Consider the following 16,865-nt stretch of genomic DNA (forward strand, 5'->3'; position numbering starts at 1 on the left):
CGCATAACATACAGCCTGTATCTTTCCTGAATTTATAACATACAGGCTGTATGTATGCAAAGTAAAAAGACCCGTTCGAACCAGGAACGGACAGAAGCGACGCGCGCTGCCCTGCTATCCGCCGCGCGCAAGCTGTTTGTCGAAAAGGGCTATGCGGCCACTTCCACGCCCGAGATTGTGGCGGCGGCAGACATCACGCGCGGCGCGCTCTATCACCATTTCGCGGACAAGCAGGACCTGTTCCGCGCCATCCTGGAGGAGGAGGCGCGCGCCGTGGCCGGGGAGATCGAGCTGGCCGCGCCGGACGCGCTGCCGGTGCGCGCGGCATTGATCGCCGGCAGCGAGGCCTATCTGGCCGCCATGACGGTGCCGGGCCGCACCCGGCTGTTGCTGATCGACGGACCGGCCGTGCTCGGCACCGAAGCGATGTTCGCGCTCGATGCCGCCCACGCGGGCCGCACGCTGCGCGAGGGTCTGGCGATGGCGGTCGGCCACGGGCTGCCCGGCGGCACGCCGATCGATGCGCTGGCCGCCCTGCTCTCGGCCGCCTTCGACCGCACCGCGCTGGCCATCGCATCCGGCGCGGACGCCAACGCATTCCGCGCGGCGATGATCGGCATGATCGAACGGACAGTGGCGCCATCGTGATGCGCGCGTGGCGGTGGCTCGTCGGCAGCGCAATGGCCGCCACGCTGGCAGGCTGCAACGCCACGCCTGCTGCCGCCCCGGTCACGCCGGTCACCACCATCGACGTCGTGGAAGGCGACTGGCACACCGAACTCTGCATCCGCACCGAGGACGCCGATGCGCGTCTGCTGCGGCTGACCGTGGGCTACGCCGGCTCGCGTTTTCTTTGTTTTGGATTTGGGGATCGTCAATACCTGCTGAGCCGCGAGCGCGGCCCGATGACGCTGATCTCGGCGCTGTTCCCCGGAGAAGGCGCCATCCTGCTGACGATCCTGCGGGATACCCCAGCGGCGGCCTACGGCGCCGGTAACGTGGTGCGGCTCGCGCTCGACGAAGCCGGCATCTCGCAATTGCGCGAGTTTCTTGGCGATGCGGTGCAGACGGACGCGTCGGACAAGCCCATCGGCCTCGGGGATGGTCCCTACGAAGGCGGCCTGTATTTCGCGGCCACGGCCACCTACGCGGGCTTCTACACCTGCAATACGTGGACCGCGCACGCCCTGCGCACGGCCGGCGTGCCGGTGCGCGGGCCGGTGCTGTTTGCCGAAGGGGTGATGCGGCAGGTGCGCGAGATTGCGGCGGCGGCCCCGGAGGCGCCCTGAGACAGCTAGCGGGGCCGCCGCCCGCCGTTCTCCTAACGGCGTGGCGTCACGCCATCAGTCCTTCAGCAGCGCGGCGCGTCGTTGCACATCGGCAAGATCGCCGCTGACCGCCTTGGTCAGCCGCTGGCCATAGTCGGCATCGGCCTTGTAGAAGTGGCTCAGCATGATCTGCTTCACTTCCGCATGCTTCACCACGCCGAGGTCGGCCGCCAGGTTGCCGATCAGGTTCTCCTGCCCCGATTTGGACAACTTGCGATAGTAGTCGCCGGCTTGCGTGAAGTTGTCCGTGCGAGCGATCGGCGCCTGCTGGGTCGTGCCCGCCAGCGGCGTGCGTGCAAAGCGATAGTGCGGATTGTCGGAATACGCCCCGGCCATCCGCGACGGCTGGTAGTTGATATCGCCCGTCGTGCCGCCGATATCGCCATGCCCGTCGCTGTTGTAGTTGCGGACCGCCACGCGCGGACGGTTGACCGGCAGCTTCTGCTTGTTGGCGCCGAGCCGGTACGTCTGCGCGTCGTAGTACGAGAACAGCCGGCCCTGCAGCATGCGGTCTTCGGACGGCTCAATGCCCGGCACAAGGTTCGACGGCGCGAAGGCCGACATCTCCGAGGTCTCGAAGAAATTCTCCGGCACGGTATTCAGCGTCATGGTGCCGAGCTTGCGGAACGGCACGTCGGGCCAGACCTTGGTCGAATCGAGTGGATCGAATCGATATTTGCCGAGATCCTCGGGCTTCATCAGCTGCACGTAGAAGTCCCATTTCGGGAAATCGCCCCGCTGGATGGCGCCGAACAGATCGCTGGTGAGGTTGTTGAAGTCGGCGCCCTGGATCTTCGCGGCCTCTGCCCGGGTGAGATATTTCTCGCCCTGGCGCGGACGCCACTGGAACTTGGCGTAGTGCACCTCGCCCTTGGCGTTGATCAGCTTGTACGCGTGCACGCTGTTGCCCTGCATCATCCGGTACGACGCCGGGATGCCGAGGTCCGAATAGAGCTGCGTCAGCATATGGGTGCTCTCCGGCACGCTGCTGAAGAAGTCGAAGAAACGGTTCGGGTCCTGCAGGTTGGTCACGGGCGACGGCTTCAGCGAGTGAACCATGTCCGGGAACTTGATCGCGTCACGGATAAAGAAGATGGGCGTGTGGTTGCCCACCAGGTCCCAGTTGCCCTCGTCCGTGTAGAACTTGGTGGCGAAGCCGCGCGGATCGCGCACGGTCTCGGGCGATCCCTTGCCGTGGATCACCGTCGAGAACCGCACCGTGACCGGCGTGCGCTTGCCAGCCCCGGCGAACACCTTGGCGGTAGTCAGGTCCGAAAAATCGCCTTCGGACACAAATTCTCCCTGTGCTGCAGTGCCGCGTGCGTGCACCACGCGCTCGGGAATCCGCTCCCGATGGAAGCGCTGGAGCTTCTCGATCAGGTGGACGTCCTGCAGCAGCGTGGGACCGTTCGGGCCGGCGGTCTGGGAGTTCTGGTTGTCGCCGATGGGCGCGCCGTTGTCGCGCGTCATGGTCTGGGCACCGGCGGAGAGGGAAAACAGGGCAGCAAGGCCGTAAGCGACGGGTCTGAGTGCGAATCGTCTGAATCGAGCCATTTTGTGGGTCCTCGGAAATGCCTGAAAACAGGCAAGTGAGGGGGCGCCGCGCCATCTTATTTGGCCCGCCTGCCATGGCGCCAATTGTGATGTTCAATGACCCTGATGCATTGCATCAATCGATGCGCCGCACCATTTCTTACACCCGTTTGAGATGTTGGATGCCGCGTGCGCCAGCGCTACAGTGACGCGGCTTCACCTATCGAATAAAAACGAATTCCAAGGAGACATCATGCATCGAGCTGTTTCGCAGGCAGCCCTGTTCGTCGTGGCCGGCCTCCTCTTGTCGGGATGCGGCGGTAGTGACGATCCACCACCTGCTCCGCCTGTCGCCGAAACCCCGCCGCCCACCGTGCAGCCCGAGGACGCGCGGCCGCAGGACACCCGCACGTTCACCATCGACACCGCCGCTGTGACGCAGAAATTCACGCCGATGGCGGGCGCACCCGCCGCCGACCGCTGGTCCGGCGTGCTCGGCAAGGCCGGCTACATGGTCGAGGTGCCCGCGGCCTGGAACGGCAAGCTCGTGATGTATGCGCATGGCTACGCCGGCACCGGCAACGCGCTCGACGTCAATCCGCCAAGCATCCGCCGTCACCTGCTGGAAGCCGGCTATGCCTGGGCCGCGTCCAGTTATTCAACGAATTACTATGACGTGCGGGCCGGTGTGGAAGACACGAACGCGCTCGCGCTGGCCTTCGTCAACATCGCCAAACAGAACGGCCGCACGCTGGCCGCGCCGACGCGCGTGTACATCATCGGCCATTCGATGGGCGGCCATGTCAGCGCGGCAGCCGTGGAAGCCGAGACGATCGCCACGGCCAACCACAAGGTCACGTACCACGGCGCGGTGCCGATGTGCGGCGTGGTGGGCGACACCGAGCTGTTCAACTACTTCGGCGGCTACCAGACCGCCGCCCAACTGCTGGCCAACGTGCCGGCCACGTCCTGGCCCGTGAGCAACTGGGCGCAGATCGTGACCTCGGTGCAGGCGGCGCTGTTCACCACCTACCCGGTCACCAACACGGGCCAGGGCGAGAAACTCCGCCAGATCGTCAAGAACCTGACCGGCGGCGAGCGGCCGATGTTCGCCATCGGCTTCAGCGGCAGCCCCGCCTCCAAGAGCCTGCAGGACGCGGTCTGGAGCACCTTCGGCCAGGATGGCACGGTCAACGGCGTGCTGACGCAGAACGTGGTGGACACCACCGGCCTGACCTTCCAGATGGATGACGACGCGGCGCTGACGCCCGAGGAGCAGGCGATCAACACCTCGATCTTCCGCGTGAAGCCGGTGGCCGACGCCAACCGCCTGCGCCGCGACGGCCTGCGCTGGATTCCGAAAACGGCGGCGCAGATCAGCGTGCCGGTGCTGACGCTGCACACACTGGGCGACATGTACGTGCCCTTCAGCATGGAGCAGATCTACAAGCGCCGCGCGGACGCCAACGGCACGGCGAAATGGCTGGTCCAGCGCGCGATCCGGGGCATCAGCCACTGCGATTTCACCGTGGCCGAGCAGGTGCGCGCGTTCGACGACATGGTGGCCTGGGAGCAAACCGGCACCCCACCCGCCGGCGACGACGTGCTGACGCCATCGGTAGTGGCCAACGCCAACTACGGCTGCAAGTTCACCGACAACACGCTGGGGGCGGACGACTCAGACACCAACAAGGCCCTGCGGCAGGGGGCGGCGATGGCGGCGCCTTGTTTGCCGTAGGTTTGGGAGAACGAAGGATTAACAGAGCCGTCTTTGAGGCGGCTCTGTTTTTGGCGGCGAGGATCCCCGCTATCAATGCCGTTCGCCGCAATATCCAGGTGATATTGCGGCGAACTGGGGGCGAACCGGGGTCTACCTGGCAGCCTCCTCCGCAGCCCGCCACGCAGGGCAGCATTTCTCGTCGCGGCAGCAATAGTTCGGACAACGCGCATCCACATCGATCCGCACCAGGTCCGGACCGTAATGCACGGACGCCGCATAAATGGGCCGGAATTCCGTGTCCTTCACATTATTGGCACTGAGGCCGAATTTCAGCAGCAGATTGCGAACCTGTTCGACCCTGGCCGTTGCCAGTTCACGAGATCCATCCTCGCTTTCCCAAGCCGTCAGGTACACGTCGAAACCTGAGAAGAAATACTTCCGGGTCGCGATTCGCCATTCGGCGAATCGCTTGATCTCCTTCGCGGTTACCGTTGCGGATCCCGATTCGAAGTGAACGCGATATTGCCTCTCATAGACGATGCAGGCAGCGACATTCAAGCTTGTTAGAGCGAAGATGAAAGCTGCCATTAGTTTCTTCATATTTACCATGATTACGATGCCGTTAATCGGAGACATTCGAAATGTATGCAGCAATGCTGTCGGAATTATTAAATAGAAATTTATTTCGATACTTTGATAGTAGGCGGGAAATCTTGATACTCGAACAGGTATCCGCGCTATCCATCGCGGCGGGAAAATGAGAAACTTCATGAACAAAGACCGTGACCATGCTGTCATCAGGCTCCACCACACCTCTATGGCGGATGGCTTCGATCGGTAAGTAGCAATATGTGACACCGATAAAAATCGTAAACGTCTTGTCGGCCTTGCATACAGAGCCGTCGGGAGACGGCTCTGTTTGTCAACTAGCGTGGATTATCTGGCGATATGGTCGGAAGCTGGACAGCAGTAATTGGGGCACCGTGCCGCGACAGCAATCTCGACTGTGTGGAGCATTTGGTCGTCGGCTCCCCTCATGTCCGTGTGGCGGATCTGCGGAGGTTCAGCCAACGCGCTATCCGGCATACCCGAGTTCTTCAGCAGTCGCTGCACGTGTTCCACTCTCGTTTCGGCCGTTTTACGGGTAACCCCATAGCCCTCCCACGCGACGATTATTATTGCGTCGAACCCCGAGGGAAAATACTTTCGCGTCTGGATCCGCCAATCCGCAAACCGCTTGACCTCCGTGGTCGAGAGCGTCGTCGAACCGGGAAGAAACTTCACTTCGTGCGTGGCTGCCGACAGACTGCAGGTGTGGGAACCAAAGCTTGTGAGCGTGAACGTTGCGATCACTGCGAGGCACGTCAGGGTTTCCATTTGTGGTCTCCGGAGCCGTGCGGGAACATAGCCGACGGCCACCAGATTTTCTCGGCTGAACCGCTCGAAGAGCCGTCGGGAGATGGCTCTGTTTGTCGGGTTGGATGAATCAGCGGACGACGTTGTCGGGGAGTGGTTCGAGGCTGCAACAGTAGTTGGGGCAGTGAGCAAGGGCGTCGATACGCACCACATCTGGCCCATCGGTTATTGATGCGGTATACCACGGCCGTATTTCCACCTCTTTCAGCGCATCCTGAGGCAGGCCGGAGTTCAATAACAGCCTCTGAACCTCTGAGATCCGCTTCTTCGCCATTTCACCGGTAATGCCGCGCCCTTCGAATCCCAAAAGGTAGACATCGAAGCCAGAATAGAATTTCTTGCGGGTGCCAACTCGCCATTCGGCAAATTTCTTGATCTGGTGGACTCCCACAGCTGTAGCGCCATTTTCGAAGTACACGGTGTGCTCCACTTCGAGCATATGGCAGGCGCCGGCATTGAATGTTATGGCGGCGAGAATTAATGCAACTGTAAGGCGACTCAAGGATTTCATCGTCCCCCTCCATTACCAGTTCGGAACGTCGGCGACATATGCAGCGATGTTATCGGCATTTTCAATGACGAATCTATTGCGGAGCTTCGCCAGCAGCCGGGCCGCCTTGATGCCAGAATAGCGATCTACCGTGTCCATTGCAGCGGGAAAATGGGAAACCTCATGAATAAAAACCGTGGTCATACTGCTGACATTTTCGATTATTCCTTGATAATTCCTCTTTTCCTCATGCAAATAACAAAATGTGGTGCCAATGAATATCGCAAACGTCTTATCGGACTTACAGACGCTCGCCCACGCCGGTTCATCGCCTTTCCCGGCGGCGGGCACACAGCCAACGCGCCGCACCGCTTCCTCACTAAAGCGCTCGAAATTTTTCTCGGTAAGCGATAGAGAGATTTTCCGAATTCTCGTGATTCCCTCACGCAAGCGTTTGCGAATGTCCGGCGTGGCATTCGTAAACCAGATGCGTACCTTATCCTTATCCGACTCGCTCCAGCGCGCCAGTTCCATCAAACGCGCCTCCATGTGTGCGACGGCAATATCCCGTACCCGCATGACCGCCGCATAGAATTCCGCGTTGGTCATATTGGGACAAATCATCGTCGGATCCGCCTCGTACGCGGCAAGACTCGCTGCGTCAGGCGTGGTTGAACGGCCCGCCAAATTGTTATGGGTGTACGGCATTTTCGAATCGGCGCCCGCCGCCGCGCCCTTCACATTGCCGCTGACAACCTCCGTGGACATCGTGAACTGCGATGCAAACACCCGCGGCTTTTCCTTGCATTGGCAATACACGCGCGCGCCTTCCACCAGCACGGATTTCCCCATGTCGGTCCAGCGTGGATCGCAGTCGTTGTAGACCGGGCCGCCGACCTTGCAGGCGGGGCACGTGGCGTGGTCCCCTTCCAGGCCAAGGCGTTTGCCCATGTTTGTAGAATCGCTGGTGGCGATCAGCCAGCCACCAGTGCCGGTGCGGCTCGCCCCATCCAGCATGTGCCGCTTGTCGTTTCGCATCATGTCCTCTTCCATTCATGGTAAGAGCACACAGCATCACGTGACGCGATTGAGGCGGTCTATAGCAGTTCTCTGAATTCGCGCGGCGTGCGGGGAGTTTCCCGCCGCGGCTTCCGAATCGTCGTGGGACTGCAATGGAAATGTGCCGGCGCACAAACAAATAGAGCCGTCCTTAGGACGGCTCCGATTCCCCGCTTGCTTGGCAATCCACCCGACCCATCCCGGTAGCTCTATGGCTTGCCGTGGATATCGGTCAGGCGGTGTTTTGTCGGGCCCGTGGCAACCCCTCCGGTCGCATTATTCAGTGCGATATATACAGCGGACGCGACAAGATGACATTCTGCGCACGCAATATTTCCGTAATAAGTCGCCAGCGGGCAGCATCACGCACATCCAGCCTCTGCTGACACAAATTTCGAAAACTACGCGACCTGATCCATCGTTAGAATGAAACGGCCCTTAACTCGGAGTTGCCATGAAACGCCATCCCATTGCCGTGACGGAAACGACACCAGAGGGCCTAGCTGCCCTCGTCTATCACCTTGCCCATGGTGCCAGCCAGGGGCAGCTCGACCCGGAATTCGTGCGTAAGCTTGCCAAGCGCGTTGGCAAGGAGCTGGAGGCCATGGAAGCCGCCGACATGCTGTCGCCGCACGACAAGACGCAGTTGCATCAGGCCATCAACACGCTGTGCCACACCGCTGAAGCCGAAGAGGGTGCGATGTTGACCAAGGCGCTGGAGCGCCTGCGCGCCGAGGACGCGAGCCACGCCCGTCCCATCTGATCCATTTCCGCGCCGCCCCCAATACCGAACACAAAAAGCAGAACGCCCCTTCCCGCCAAGCCGGGTAAGGGGCGTTGTGCTTTCCGGCAGGACGAGGGGAAAGGCCTCGCCTGCCGGCTCTCGCTCAAACGTGGTGCTTAGAAGCGATGACGCACGCCGACGACTGCGCCGGTCTGGTTCTGGCCGGCCACAGCCGTGCCAACTCCGCTCAGGCCCAGGTTGGACGTGCCCTTGTTGCGCACGTAGCCAACGTTCAGGTAAGCGTCCGTACGCTTCGAGAACGAGTAGTCGGCCGACAGGACAAACATCCACGGATCGTTGCCGCTGTCGTTGGCATCGGTGTAGTACGCGGCGCCGGTCAGCGACAGGGCCGGCGTCACGCGGTACAGGCCGCCGAGCCAGTAGACGTTGCTGCGGGTCGCTGCCGTGGCTGCGGTAGCGATGCCGTCATCGCGCATCCAGCGGTAGCCGGCAAACACCTTGGCCACGCCGAAGTCGTACGACGAGCCCACGGCCAGGCGCTTGGCAGCGCGGTCGGACGTAGCCGACGTGGCGCCCTGGTACTGGTCATACGCCGTGCCGATCGAGAAGCCGCCGGCGGTGTAGGCCACGCCTGCGCCCACGTTGCGGCCAGCCTTGTAGTCGCCCGGCAGTTCGCCCGGCGAGCCAGCCACGGCGTCACGGCCCGTGCTGTAGAAGGCCGTGGCGGTCAGGCCGCCGAACTTGCCGGTGTACTTCAGGGCGTTGTCGGCGCGGCCGTTGAAGCCCGAATCGACGCTGTTCAGCGAGTAGCGCGGGCCCACGCCCATCGGGTCATAGGCACCGAACAGGTCGTACAGCGAGTTCTGCTGGCGACCCAGGGTCACGGCGCCGAAGCTGCCTTGCAGGCCGACGAAAGCCTGGCGACCGAACAGGCGGTTGCCCTGGCCGGACACGCCGGTGTCGATATCGAAGCCCGATTCCAGGGTGAAGATGCCCTTCAGGCCGCCACCGAGGTCTTCCACGCCACGCAGGCCCCAGCGCGAGCCGGACAGGTTGCCCGAGTTCATGCGCACGGCCGTCTGACCATTGCCGCCCGGCACGTGGGTCGCCACTTCTACGCCGGCGTCGACGATGCCATACAGCGTGACGTTGGATGCGGACTGGGCGAGGGCTGCGCCGGACGTTGCGCAGGTAGCGGCTGCCGCCAGGGCAAATAGAGCTTTCTTCACTGTGGTTTCTCGTTTTGTTAAGACATTGAGATGCTTCCCCGTTCCGGTCGCGGCAGGCGCGCGGCGGCGCCTTGCTGGACCAGATGCCCGTGCGGGTCTTTGGGGGGCGAGGCGGATTGTTACAACCCAATATGAAATGAATGTGTCGTAGGCATTACTGCAACACCCCACTACCGGGGGATACGCGCACGCAAAACATGCAAAATCCGGGTTTTCCCGACCCGGGTTTTGGTAGGATTCACACCTTTCGAGATTGGCGTGTGAGCGGACCGGATGTGATGCGGACGCAACATGCCTGCGTCATGCCCCTGGACCCCATCAGAAGACCTGTCAAGCCAAGGCTTGCCGCTCCGCTTGCTCGACTGCGCACCCACCTGCAATCGCGGTGGCTGCCGGTCTTGCAACCGGCAATCCAGCGGCTGCGCCGGCCCACCCGGCGCGAAGTCCTGCTGGGCCTCGCGGCCATCCCGGCGCTGTTCCTGCTTTATCTGCTGGTCCTGATTCCGTTCACGCCGGGCATCAGCGACATCCGCAAGGCCAAGTCCGAACAGCCAGCGCAGGTACTCTCCGCCGATGGCAAGGAACTGGCCGTCTACCGCTGGGCCAACCGCGACTGGGTCGGGCTCAAGGACATCTCCCCCAATGTCATCGATGCGCTGATCGCCACCGAGGACCACCGCTTCTACCAGCACCACGGGCTGGACTGGCGCCGCACCGCCTCCGCCGCGTTCCACACCTTCTCGGGTGACCGCCAGGGCGGCTCCACCATCACGCAGCAGCTGGCCCGCAACCGCTATCCCGAAGACATCGGCCGTGCGCCGACGATGACGCGCAAGCTCAAGGAAGCGATCACCGCGTTCAAGATCGAGGCGCTGTATTCCAAGGACGAGATCCTTGAGACGTATCTCAATACGGTGCCCTTCCTGTACAACGCGTTCGGCATCGAGATGGCCGCGCGCACCTATTTCGACAAATCCGCCGACAAGCTCGACGTGCTGGAAGCCGCCACGCTGATCGGCATGCTCAAGGGCAACAGCTACTACAACCCGGTGCTGAACCCCGAGCGCGCGCTGGAGCGGCGCAACATCGTGCTGGCGCAGATGGTCAAGCGCGGCAAGCTCGACGCCGGCCGCTTCGAGACGCTCAGGAAACGGCCATTGCGGATCGACTTCGAGCGCCAGACCGAGGCCCCCGGCCCGGCCGCCCACTTCGCCCAGCAGCTACGCAAATGGCTGATCGGCTGGGCCGATCGCAACGACTACAACCTCTATACCGATGGGCTGGTCGTCCGTACGACCATCGATTCGCGCCTCCAGGCCATGGCCAACCAGGCGGTCACGCGCCAGGGCAACCAGCTTCAGTCGATTGCCAACGCGGCCTGGGCGCCGCGCGCGGGCTGGGCGGAAAGCCGGGCGCTGGTGCAGGCCTTCGTGCGGGAGACGCCCGAGTTCCGCAACGCCGTCGCCAGCGGCCAGAGCGAGGAGGACGCGCTCAAGCGTCTCTTCGCCGACCGCGCGTTCATGCAGGCGCTGCGCCAGCAGAAGACGCGCGTGCAGGCCGGCTTCATGGCGCTGGACCCGTCCACGGGCGCCATCCGCGCCTGGGTCGGCAGCCGGGACTTCACGGTCGATGCCTTTGACCACGTGGCCCAGGCGCGCCGCCAGCCGGGCTCCACCTTCAAGCCCTTCGTCTATGGCGAAGCCTTCGCGCACGGCCACGCCCCCGAGGAAACGCTGTTCGACAACCCGGTGGAAATGCAACTGGCCGGCGGCGAGATCTGGCGCCCGACCGACGAGTCCCCCGCCACGGGCCGCGCCCTGAGCCTGCGCGACGGGCTGGTCTATTCGAAGAACACCATCACCGCGCAACTGGTGCAGGCCGTGGGGCCAGACCGCGTGGCGCGGCTGGCGCGGGCCATGGGCGTGCGCGAGAGCAAGCTCGATGCCGTACCGTCGCTGGCGCTGGGCACCAGCCCGGTCACACTCAAGGAGATGGTGTCGGCCTACGGCACCATCGCCAACGGCGGCCTGTACATCGCGCCGACCATGGTCACGCGCATCGAGGACCGCGAAGGCAATGTGCTGGCGCAGTTCCGCGAGCCGTCACCCGAGCGTGCGCTGTCGGCCACGGCCACCGAGACGCTGGTCGATGTGATGCGCGATGTGATCGACCGCGGCACCGGCACCGCCATCCGCAGCCGCTACGGCATCCGCGCCGACGTGGCCGGCAAGACCGGCACCACGCAGGACAACGCCGACGGCTGGTTCATCCTGATGCACCCGCAATTGGTGGCGGGCGCCTGGGTGGGCTTCAACGACAGCCGCGTGACGCTGCGTAGCGACTACTGGGGCCAGGGCGCCCATAGCGCGCTGCCCATCGTCGGCGATTTCTACCAGCGCGCGCTACGCACGCGGGTCATCGACGGCCGCGCGCGGTTTGCGGAGGCGGACGAGAAGACCTGGTACACGTCGATCACGGGGCAGGTGCGTGGCTGGTTCCAGCGGCTGTTCGCTTCGAACAAGTCTGATCAGGCGCCGGCCACCCCGCGCCCGTCGCCGCGCCGGCCGGTACTGCCGGCCACGGAGGCGGAGGCCATGCCATCCGGAGGTTCGGGAGGTTCGGGGGGAACTGGTGCCTCTGCGGCGATGGCTGGGAACAGTCAGGCAGGCGGGGCAAATACCGAGCACGGGGAAGCCGCCGAGCCCGGCATGGCGCTCGATGCCAATGAAGTCGTCGAGGTCATCCCGGCATCGGAGCCAGAACCGGTGATGGCTTCTGCGCCAGGCGCGCCGATCGGACCCAGCGCACCCTCCCCGCTCCCTGCGGGCCCGTCGATGGCGCCGGCGCCCGTCCGCTAAGGACGGCCGGGCTTACTCGCCGGACCGCAGGCGCATGGCTGGGTCGGTGCCCGGCTCGGACACCTTGTCGCCCGGCAACACCTCCACCGGGCCGGAACGGATCACGCGCAAGGCGTCTTCCGAAATCGTCAGCGGCGGCTCGGCCGTGGGCCGTGCCAGCAGGTAGCCCTGCGCGTAGTCGATGCCAAGGTCGCGGCAGATGCGCAGATCCGCTTCCTGCTCGATACCCTCCGCCACCAGCGCCGTGCCGCTGCTATCGGCCAGCCGGCGTATGGCGCGCAGCGCCTCCAGCTGGAACGGCGACGTCGCCACGCCATCCACCACCACGCGGGCGATCTTCACGTAATCAGGTTTCAGGGCGATCCACTGCCCCAGGCTGGCGTGGCCGGTGCCGTAGTCGTCCAGCGCGAACTGGGCGCCGCGCCCACGGATGGACTCCACCGCCCGCGACAGGCTATCCAGCGAGCCCAGCGGGGCCTGCTCGGTCAGTTCGATGACGATGCGGTCCGAAGTAATGCCGTGGGTTTTCAGGAAGGCGCGCACTTCGTCGCGATGGCTGTCCACCTCGCGAATCGAATCCGCGCTGTAGTTGATGAAGAGCTTGCCGGGGAGCCCGGCGCGCATGAACGCGGCAATACAGATGCGTGACGCCAACCGCTCGAGCCGCACCAGACAACCCAGACGCGCCGCTTCAGCGAACAGCGCAACAGGGCTCTCCAGCGGCGTCCCGGCGGGACCGCGGATCAGGGCCTCGTAGCCAATGATCTCGCCATTGGCGAGCGACCCGATCGGCTGGAAGACAGGCCGCAGGCGTTGGTGTTCGAGGCAATCGGCAATAGTAGGCGTCAGAGGTCGCGACAAGGGCTTGCACTCAAACTGGCTGTGGATCGTGCTGTGGGCAAAAGCCACTCCCACTGTTGGCTAACGGCGCGCCCAAGACGCAACTTGATCCCCCACTTGCAGGGGGGATGCCATGCAGCGTGCACTTGCGTCACACCGGTGCCGTACCCGCGACAAGGCGGCGGTCCATGCGCCCGGTCCGGCATATTCCCGATCTTGTGTGGCAATTTTGTGACGAAAGGCGCATGGGTGCTGTCATGGCGGCGTCATGAAACGGCCGGAGAATCCACCCCGATTCAACAGGCGCAAGCCCGCCGGGCCTGCCGCAAATGCGGCACCGCAGCGACGGAATACCTTGACGCCTGATTTTTTGGCGCTTCAATGAAAACGTTTTCATTGCTCGCCGACTACCCGCCGAACCTGCCCATGCCCAACGCCCGCCGTTCCGTTTTGCTGTCTGCCGATACCGAAGGCGAACGCGGCAATGGCGTGACGCTGGCGGACGTGGCGCTGGCCGCCGAAGTCTCGTTGGCCACGGCCTCGCGCGTGTTCAGCCATCCGCAGCTGGTGCGGGAGACCACCGCCCAGCGCGTGCACGAGGCCGCGCGCCGGCTGGCCTTCCGGCCCAACCTGCTCGGCGCCAAACTGCGCTCGCAGCAGACGCGCATCCTGGGCGTGATGCTGCCCACGCTGGAGAACGCGGTGTTCGCCGAATGCTGGGCCGGGATCGAGGAAGTCTCGCTGGCCACCGGCTATTCGCTGATGCTGGTGACCAGCGGCTACGACTCCGCCCGCGAGCGCGAACGTGTGGAATATTTGCTGCGCCACCGCGTGGACGGCATGGTGCTGACCGTCTCGGACGCCGCGCAGAGCGCCGTGCTCGACCAGCTCGACAGTGAAGGCGTGCCCTACGTGCTGGCCTACAACCAGGCCAGCACGGCCGGCCAGCGGCACTCGGTCTCCGTGGACAACCGCACCAGCGCCTGCGAGGGCGTGAACGCGCTGATCGCTGCGGGCCATCGGCGTATCGCGGTGGTGTCGGGCGCGTTCATGGCGTCCGACCGCGCCCGCCAACGGTTTGCCGGCTATGAGGATGCGATGCGCGCCCATGGCCTGCCGCCGCTGCCGCCCGTGAACCTGCCCTCCCATACCGCCAGCCATAGCGAGCGGATTGGCACGCTGATGGGCGGCGCCACCGCGCCCACCGCGTTCTTCTGCACCAACGACCTGCTGGCGATCGGCGTGATTTCGGATCTCAAGCGCCTGGGCCTGCGCGTGCCGCGCGACGTCTCCGTGCTCGGCTACGACGGCATCGCGCTCGGCGCACTGGTGGAGCCGCCGCTGGCCACCGTGGTGCAGCCCAATACCGACATCGGCGCCACCGCCGTGCGCCTGCTGCTCAAGCGCCTGCACGCCGGCACGCGTCCGGAGGCGCTGTCCGCCTCCGCCCCGAGCGTGACCCTGCTGCCCCACGCGCTGCGCGTGGCCGGCACCGTGGCCGCGCCGCCTGCATCCTGACCGATCGCCTGACTGACCGTTTCGCCTGCCGCCCTGCTGTCCTTATCCAATCGATCTCAAACCCGGGAGCCTGACATGACAACGCAATTTTCCTGGCGCCGCCCGCTGCGCTGGCTGGCCACTGCCGTGGCGGCCACCGCCTTCGGCGTCGCCTTCAGCCAGGGCGCGGCCGCGCAGACCGCCATCTGCTACAACTGCCCGCCCGAATGGGCCGACTGGGCCGCGCAGATCCGCGCCATCAAGGAAAAGACCGGCGTGACGGTGCCGCTCGACAACAAGAACTCGGGCCAGGCGCTCGCGCAGCTGGTGGCAGAGCGCGCCAGCCCGGTGGCGGACGTGACCTACCTCGGCGTGACCTTCGGCATCCAGGCCAAGGCCGACGGCGTGACCCAGCCGTACAAGCCGGCCCACTGGGCCGACATCCCCGAGGGCCTGAAAGACCCGCAGGGCAACTGGTTCGCCATCCACTCGGGCACGCTGGGCTTCATGGTCAACGTCGATGCGCTGCGCGGCAAGCCCGTGCCGCAGTCGTGGGCCGACCTGCTCAAGCCGGAGTACAAGGGGCTGATCGGCTACCTGGACCCGTCCAGCGCCTTCGTCGGCTATGTGGGTGCCGTGGCCGTGAACCAGGCCCTCGGCGGCTCGCTGGACAACTTCGCGCCGGCCTACAAGTTCTTCAAGGACCTGCAGAAGAACCAGCCGATCGTGCCGAAGCAGACCGCCTACGCCCGCGTGCTGTCCGGCGAAATCCCGATCCTGCTCGACTACGACTTCAACGCCTACCGCGCCCGCTACAAGGACCGCGCCAACGTGGCCTTCGTGATTCCGAAGGAAGGCTCGCTGGTGGTGCCGTACGTGATGAGCCTGGTCAACAACGCGCCCCACCCGGCCGAGGGCCGCAAGGTGCTGGACTTCGTGCTGTCGGACGCCGGCCAGGCGCTGTGGGCCAACGCCTACCTGCGCCCGGTGCGTAACGTGCCGATGCCGAAGGACGTGGAAGCGCGCTTCCTGCCGGCCGCCGACTACGCCCGCGCCAAGCCGGTCGATTTCGGCAAGATGGCCGCCGCGCAGAAGGCGTTCAGCGAGCAGTACATGAAGGAAGTACGGTAAGCATTTGCAGCTTGCCGCGTGTGTTCTCCCCTCTCCCGCTCGCGGGAGAGGGGCCGGGGGAGAGGGCTGGAGCATCTCGGTGCGATACCGCATGTCGAACCGCCTGCCCTCTCCCCCGCCCCTCTCCCAAAGGGAGAGGGGAGAACACCAATCTTGGACCAAACCGCCCCCGTCACTGCCATGACCAAGCGATCTCTCCCGCTGTTCCTGTTCGCCCTGCCCGCGCTGGTGGTCTTCCTGGCGTTCTTCTGCCTGCCGATGGCGCGCCTGATCGAGGTCAGCGTCACCGGCAAGCAGGGCGCGGGCGTCTACTGGACCGTGCTGACCAGCGCGCGCTACCTGCATAGCCTGCTGGTGACGGTGGCGCTCTCCGCCGCCGTCACGCTGGCCACGCTGGTGATTGCCGGCATCGCCGGCACCTTCCTCCAGCGCCACTCCGTACCCGGCAAACCCGTGCTGGTGGCCATCCTCACCTTTCCGCTGGCCTTTCCCGGCGTGGTGATCGGCTTCATGGTCATCATGCTCGGCGGGCGCAACGGCCTGCTGGCGATGGTCGGCGACGCGCTGGTCGGCGAGCGCTGGACCTTCGCCTACGGGCTGGCCGGGCTGTTCGTCGGCTACCTGTATTTCTCGATTCCGCGCGTGATCCTGACCGTGATGGCCGCAGTGGAGAAGCTCGACCCCTCGCTCGAGGAAGCCGCGCGCTCGCTCGGCGCCAGTCCGTGGCGCGTGGTGCGGGACGTCATGCTGCCCGCGCTGATGCCGGCCATGCTGTCCAGCGGGGCGATCTGCTTCGCCACCAGCATGGGCGCCTTCGGCACGGCCTTCACGCTCGCCACGCAGCTCGACGTACTGCCGCTGACCATCTACAACGAGTTCACCAACTACGCCAACTTCGGCATGGCCGCTGCGCTCTCGCTGCTGCTCGGCGCGGTCACCTGGGCCCTGCTGGCTGTGGCGCGCTGGATCTCGGGCGACGCCGTCGCCGCCACCGCATGAGTACCGCGAAAAAAGCCATG

Annotated in this window: 15 protein-coding genes; 8 read left to right on the forward strand and 7 right to left on the reverse strand. The window is 64.6% G+C overall.

Annotated features, from left to right (window positions below; all coding sequences use genetic code 11):
- Positions 1-54 precede the first annotated feature (54 nt).
- Complete coding sequence (locus AC1EJR_RS04290; protein WP_092295068.1) at positions 55-648, forward strand: TetR/AcrR family transcriptional regulator; 594 nt, start codon at positions 55-57, stop codon at positions 646-648.
- Positions 648-1,289, forward strand: coding sequence for a DUF2459 domain-containing protein (locus AC1EJR_RS04295; RefSeq protein WP_092295067.1), 642 nt, complete (start codon positions 648-650; stop codon positions 1,287-1,289). Before AC1EJR_RS04290 ends, AC1EJR_RS04295 begins: the two co-directional genes overlap by 1 nt.
- A 54-nt stretch (positions 1,290-1,343) precedes the next feature.
- On the opposite strand, the gene AC1EJR_RS04300 is transcribed toward AC1EJR_RS04295, so the two are convergent.
- Entirely contained in the window at positions 1,344-2,882 is a 1,539-nt protein-coding gene (locus AC1EJR_RS04300) for a catalase (RefSeq protein ID WP_092295065.1), read from the reverse strand.
- Positions 2,883-3,114: 232 nt separating this feature from the next.
- Between AC1EJR_RS04300 and AC1EJR_RS04305 the strand changes: the two genes are divergently transcribed.
- The gene (locus AC1EJR_RS04305) at positions 3,115-4,599 is read left to right on the forward strand and encodes an alpha/beta hydrolase (protein WP_477113016.1); all 1,485 of its coding nucleotides are present in this window, start codon (positions 3,115-3,117) and stop codon (positions 4,597-4,599) included.
- Between the two features lie 132 nt (positions 4,600-4,731).
- Here the strand turns inward: AC1EJR_RS04305 and AC1EJR_RS04310 are convergent, their stop codons facing one another.
- The 4 genes from AC1EJR_RS04310 to AC1EJR_RS04325 form a co-directional block, all read right to left on the reverse strand.
- The gene (locus AC1EJR_RS04310) at positions 4,732-5,169 is read right to left on the reverse strand and encodes an OmpA family protein (RefSeq protein WP_477113017.1); all 438 of its coding nucleotides are present in this window, start codon (positions 5,167-5,169) and stop codon (positions 4,732-4,734) included.
- Between the two features lie 348 nt (positions 5,170-5,517).
- A complete protein-coding gene (locus AC1EJR_RS04315; protein WP_441592691.1) occupies positions 5,518-5,958 on the reverse strand; it encodes a hypothetical protein in 441 nt (146 codons plus the stop codon).
- A 109-nt stretch (positions 5,959-6,067) separates the two neighbouring features.
- Complete coding sequence (locus AC1EJR_RS04320; RefSeq protein WP_144203527.1) at positions 6,068-6,508, reverse strand: hypothetical protein; 441 nt, start codon at positions 6,506-6,508, stop codon at positions 6,068-6,070.
- 12 nt (positions 6,509-6,520) lie between these two features.
- Positions 6,521-7,528, reverse strand: a complete 1,008-nt coding sequence (locus tag AC1EJR_RS04325; RefSeq protein WP_477113018.1) for a M35 family metalloendopeptidase — start codon at positions 7,526-7,528, stop codon at positions 6,521-6,523.
- Positions 7,529-8,000: 472 nt separating this feature from the next.
- Here AC1EJR_RS04325 and AC1EJR_RS04330 point away from each other — a divergent pair, with 472 nt between their 5' ends.
- On the forward strand, positions 8,001-8,309 hold the full coding sequence (locus AC1EJR_RS04330; RefSeq protein WP_092295057.1) for a hypothetical protein: 309 nt from the start codon (positions 8,001-8,003) through the stop codon (positions 8,307-8,309).
- A gap of 137 nt (positions 8,310-8,446) precedes the next feature.
- Here the strand turns inward: AC1EJR_RS04330 and AC1EJR_RS04335 are convergent, their stop codons facing one another.
- On the reverse strand, positions 8,447-9,520 hold the full coding sequence (locus AC1EJR_RS04335; RefSeq protein WP_092295055.1) for a porin: 1,074 nt from the start codon (positions 9,518-9,520) through the stop codon (positions 8,447-8,449).
- A 302-nt stretch (positions 9,521-9,822) separates the two neighbouring features.
- Here AC1EJR_RS04335 and AC1EJR_RS04340 point away from each other — a divergent pair, with 302 nt between their 5' ends.
- Positions 9,823-12,378 carry a penicillin-binding protein 1A gene (locus AC1EJR_RS04340; RefSeq protein WP_441592693.1) on the forward strand — a complete coding sequence of 852 codons (2,556 nt, stop codon included), beginning with the start codon at positions 9,823-9,825 and terminating at the stop codon, positions 12,376-12,378.
- Positions 12,379-12,390: 12 nt separating this feature from the next.
- On the opposite strand, the gene AC1EJR_RS04345 is transcribed toward AC1EJR_RS04340, so the two are convergent.
- A complete protein-coding gene (locus AC1EJR_RS04345) occupies positions 12,391-13,239 on the reverse strand; it encodes an EAL domain-containing protein (protein ID WP_255370827.1) in 849 nt (282 codons plus the stop codon).
- Positions 13,240-13,644: 405 nt separating this feature from the next.
- On the opposite strand from AC1EJR_RS04345, the gene AC1EJR_RS04350 reads away from it, so the two are divergent.
- From AC1EJR_RS04350 to AC1EJR_RS04360, 3 genes are all read left to right on the forward strand, one after another.
- On the forward strand, positions 13,645-14,736 hold the full coding sequence (locus tag AC1EJR_RS04350; protein WP_477113097.1) for a substrate-binding domain-containing protein: 1,092 nt from the start codon (positions 13,645-13,647) through the stop codon (positions 14,734-14,736).
- 75 nt (positions 14,737-14,811) lie between these two features.
- Positions 14,812-15,846 carry an ABC transporter substrate-binding protein gene (locus tag AC1EJR_RS04355; RefSeq protein WP_092295053.1) on the forward strand — a complete coding sequence of 345 codons (1,035 nt, stop codon included), beginning with the start codon at positions 14,812-14,814 and terminating at the stop codon, positions 15,844-15,846.
- Between the two features lie 180 nt (positions 15,847-16,026).
- Positions 16,027-16,845 carry an ABC transporter permease gene (locus AC1EJR_RS04360; RefSeq protein WP_477113019.1) on the forward strand — a complete coding sequence of 273 codons (819 nt, stop codon included), beginning with the start codon at positions 16,027-16,029 and terminating at the stop codon, positions 16,843-16,845.
- Positions 16,846-16,865: the final 20 nt, after the last annotated feature.

This window comes from Cupriavidus sp. 05T42, from assembly GCF_056396345.1.

Bases quoted from the DNA above. Each gene is read 5' to 3' on its own strand.
- AC1EJR_RS04325 (WP_477113018.1), bottom strand. From the start codon at position 7,528: ATGATGCGAAACGACAAGCGGCACATGCTGGATGGGGCGAGCCGCACC.
- AC1EJR_RS04340 (WP_441592693.1), top strand. From the start codon at position 9,823: ATGCCCCTGGACCCCATCAGAAGACCTGTCAAGCCAAGGCTTGCCGCT.
- AC1EJR_RS04360 (WP_477113019.1), top strand. From the start codon at position 16,027: ATGACCAAGCGATCTCTCCCGCTGTTCCTGTTCGCCCTGCCCGCGCTG.
- AC1EJR_RS04295 (WP_092295067.1), top strand. From the start codon at position 648: ATGCGCGCGTGGCGGTGGCTCGTCGGCAGCGCAATGGCCGCCACGCTG.
- AC1EJR_RS04330 (WP_092295057.1), top strand. From the start codon at position 8,001: ATGAAACGCCATCCCATTGCCGTGACGGAAACGACACCAGAGGGCCTA.
- AC1EJR_RS04300 (WP_092295065.1), bottom strand. From the start codon at position 2,882: ATGGCTCGATTCAGACGATTCGCACTCAGACCCGTCGCTTACGGCCTT.
- AC1EJR_RS04350 (WP_477113097.1), top strand. From the start codon at position 13,645: ATGCCCAACGCCCGCCGTTCCGTTTTGCTGTCTGCCGATACCGAAGGC.
- AC1EJR_RS04315 (WP_441592691.1), bottom strand. From the start codon at position 5,958: ATGGAAACCCTGACGTGCCTCGCAGTGATCGCAACGTTCACGCTCACA.
- AC1EJR_RS04320 (WP_144203527.1), bottom strand. From the start codon at position 6,508: ATGAAATCCTTGAGTCGCCTTACAGTTGCATTAATTCTCGCCGCCATA.
- AC1EJR_RS04355 (WP_092295053.1), top strand. From the start codon at position 14,812: ATGACAACGCAATTTTCCTGGCGCCGCCCGCTGCGCTGGCTGGCCACT.
- AC1EJR_RS04305 (WP_477113016.1), top strand. From the start codon at position 3,115: ATGCATCGAGCTGTTTCGCAGGCAGCCCTGTTCGTCGTGGCCGGCCTC.
- AC1EJR_RS04290 (WP_092295068.1), top strand. From the start codon at position 55: ATGCAAAGTAAAAAGACCCGTTCGAACCAGGAACGGACAGAAGCGACG.
- AC1EJR_RS04310 (WP_477113017.1), bottom strand. From the start codon at position 5,169: ATGGCAGCTTTCATCTTCGCTCTAACAAGCTTGAATGTCGCTGCCTGC.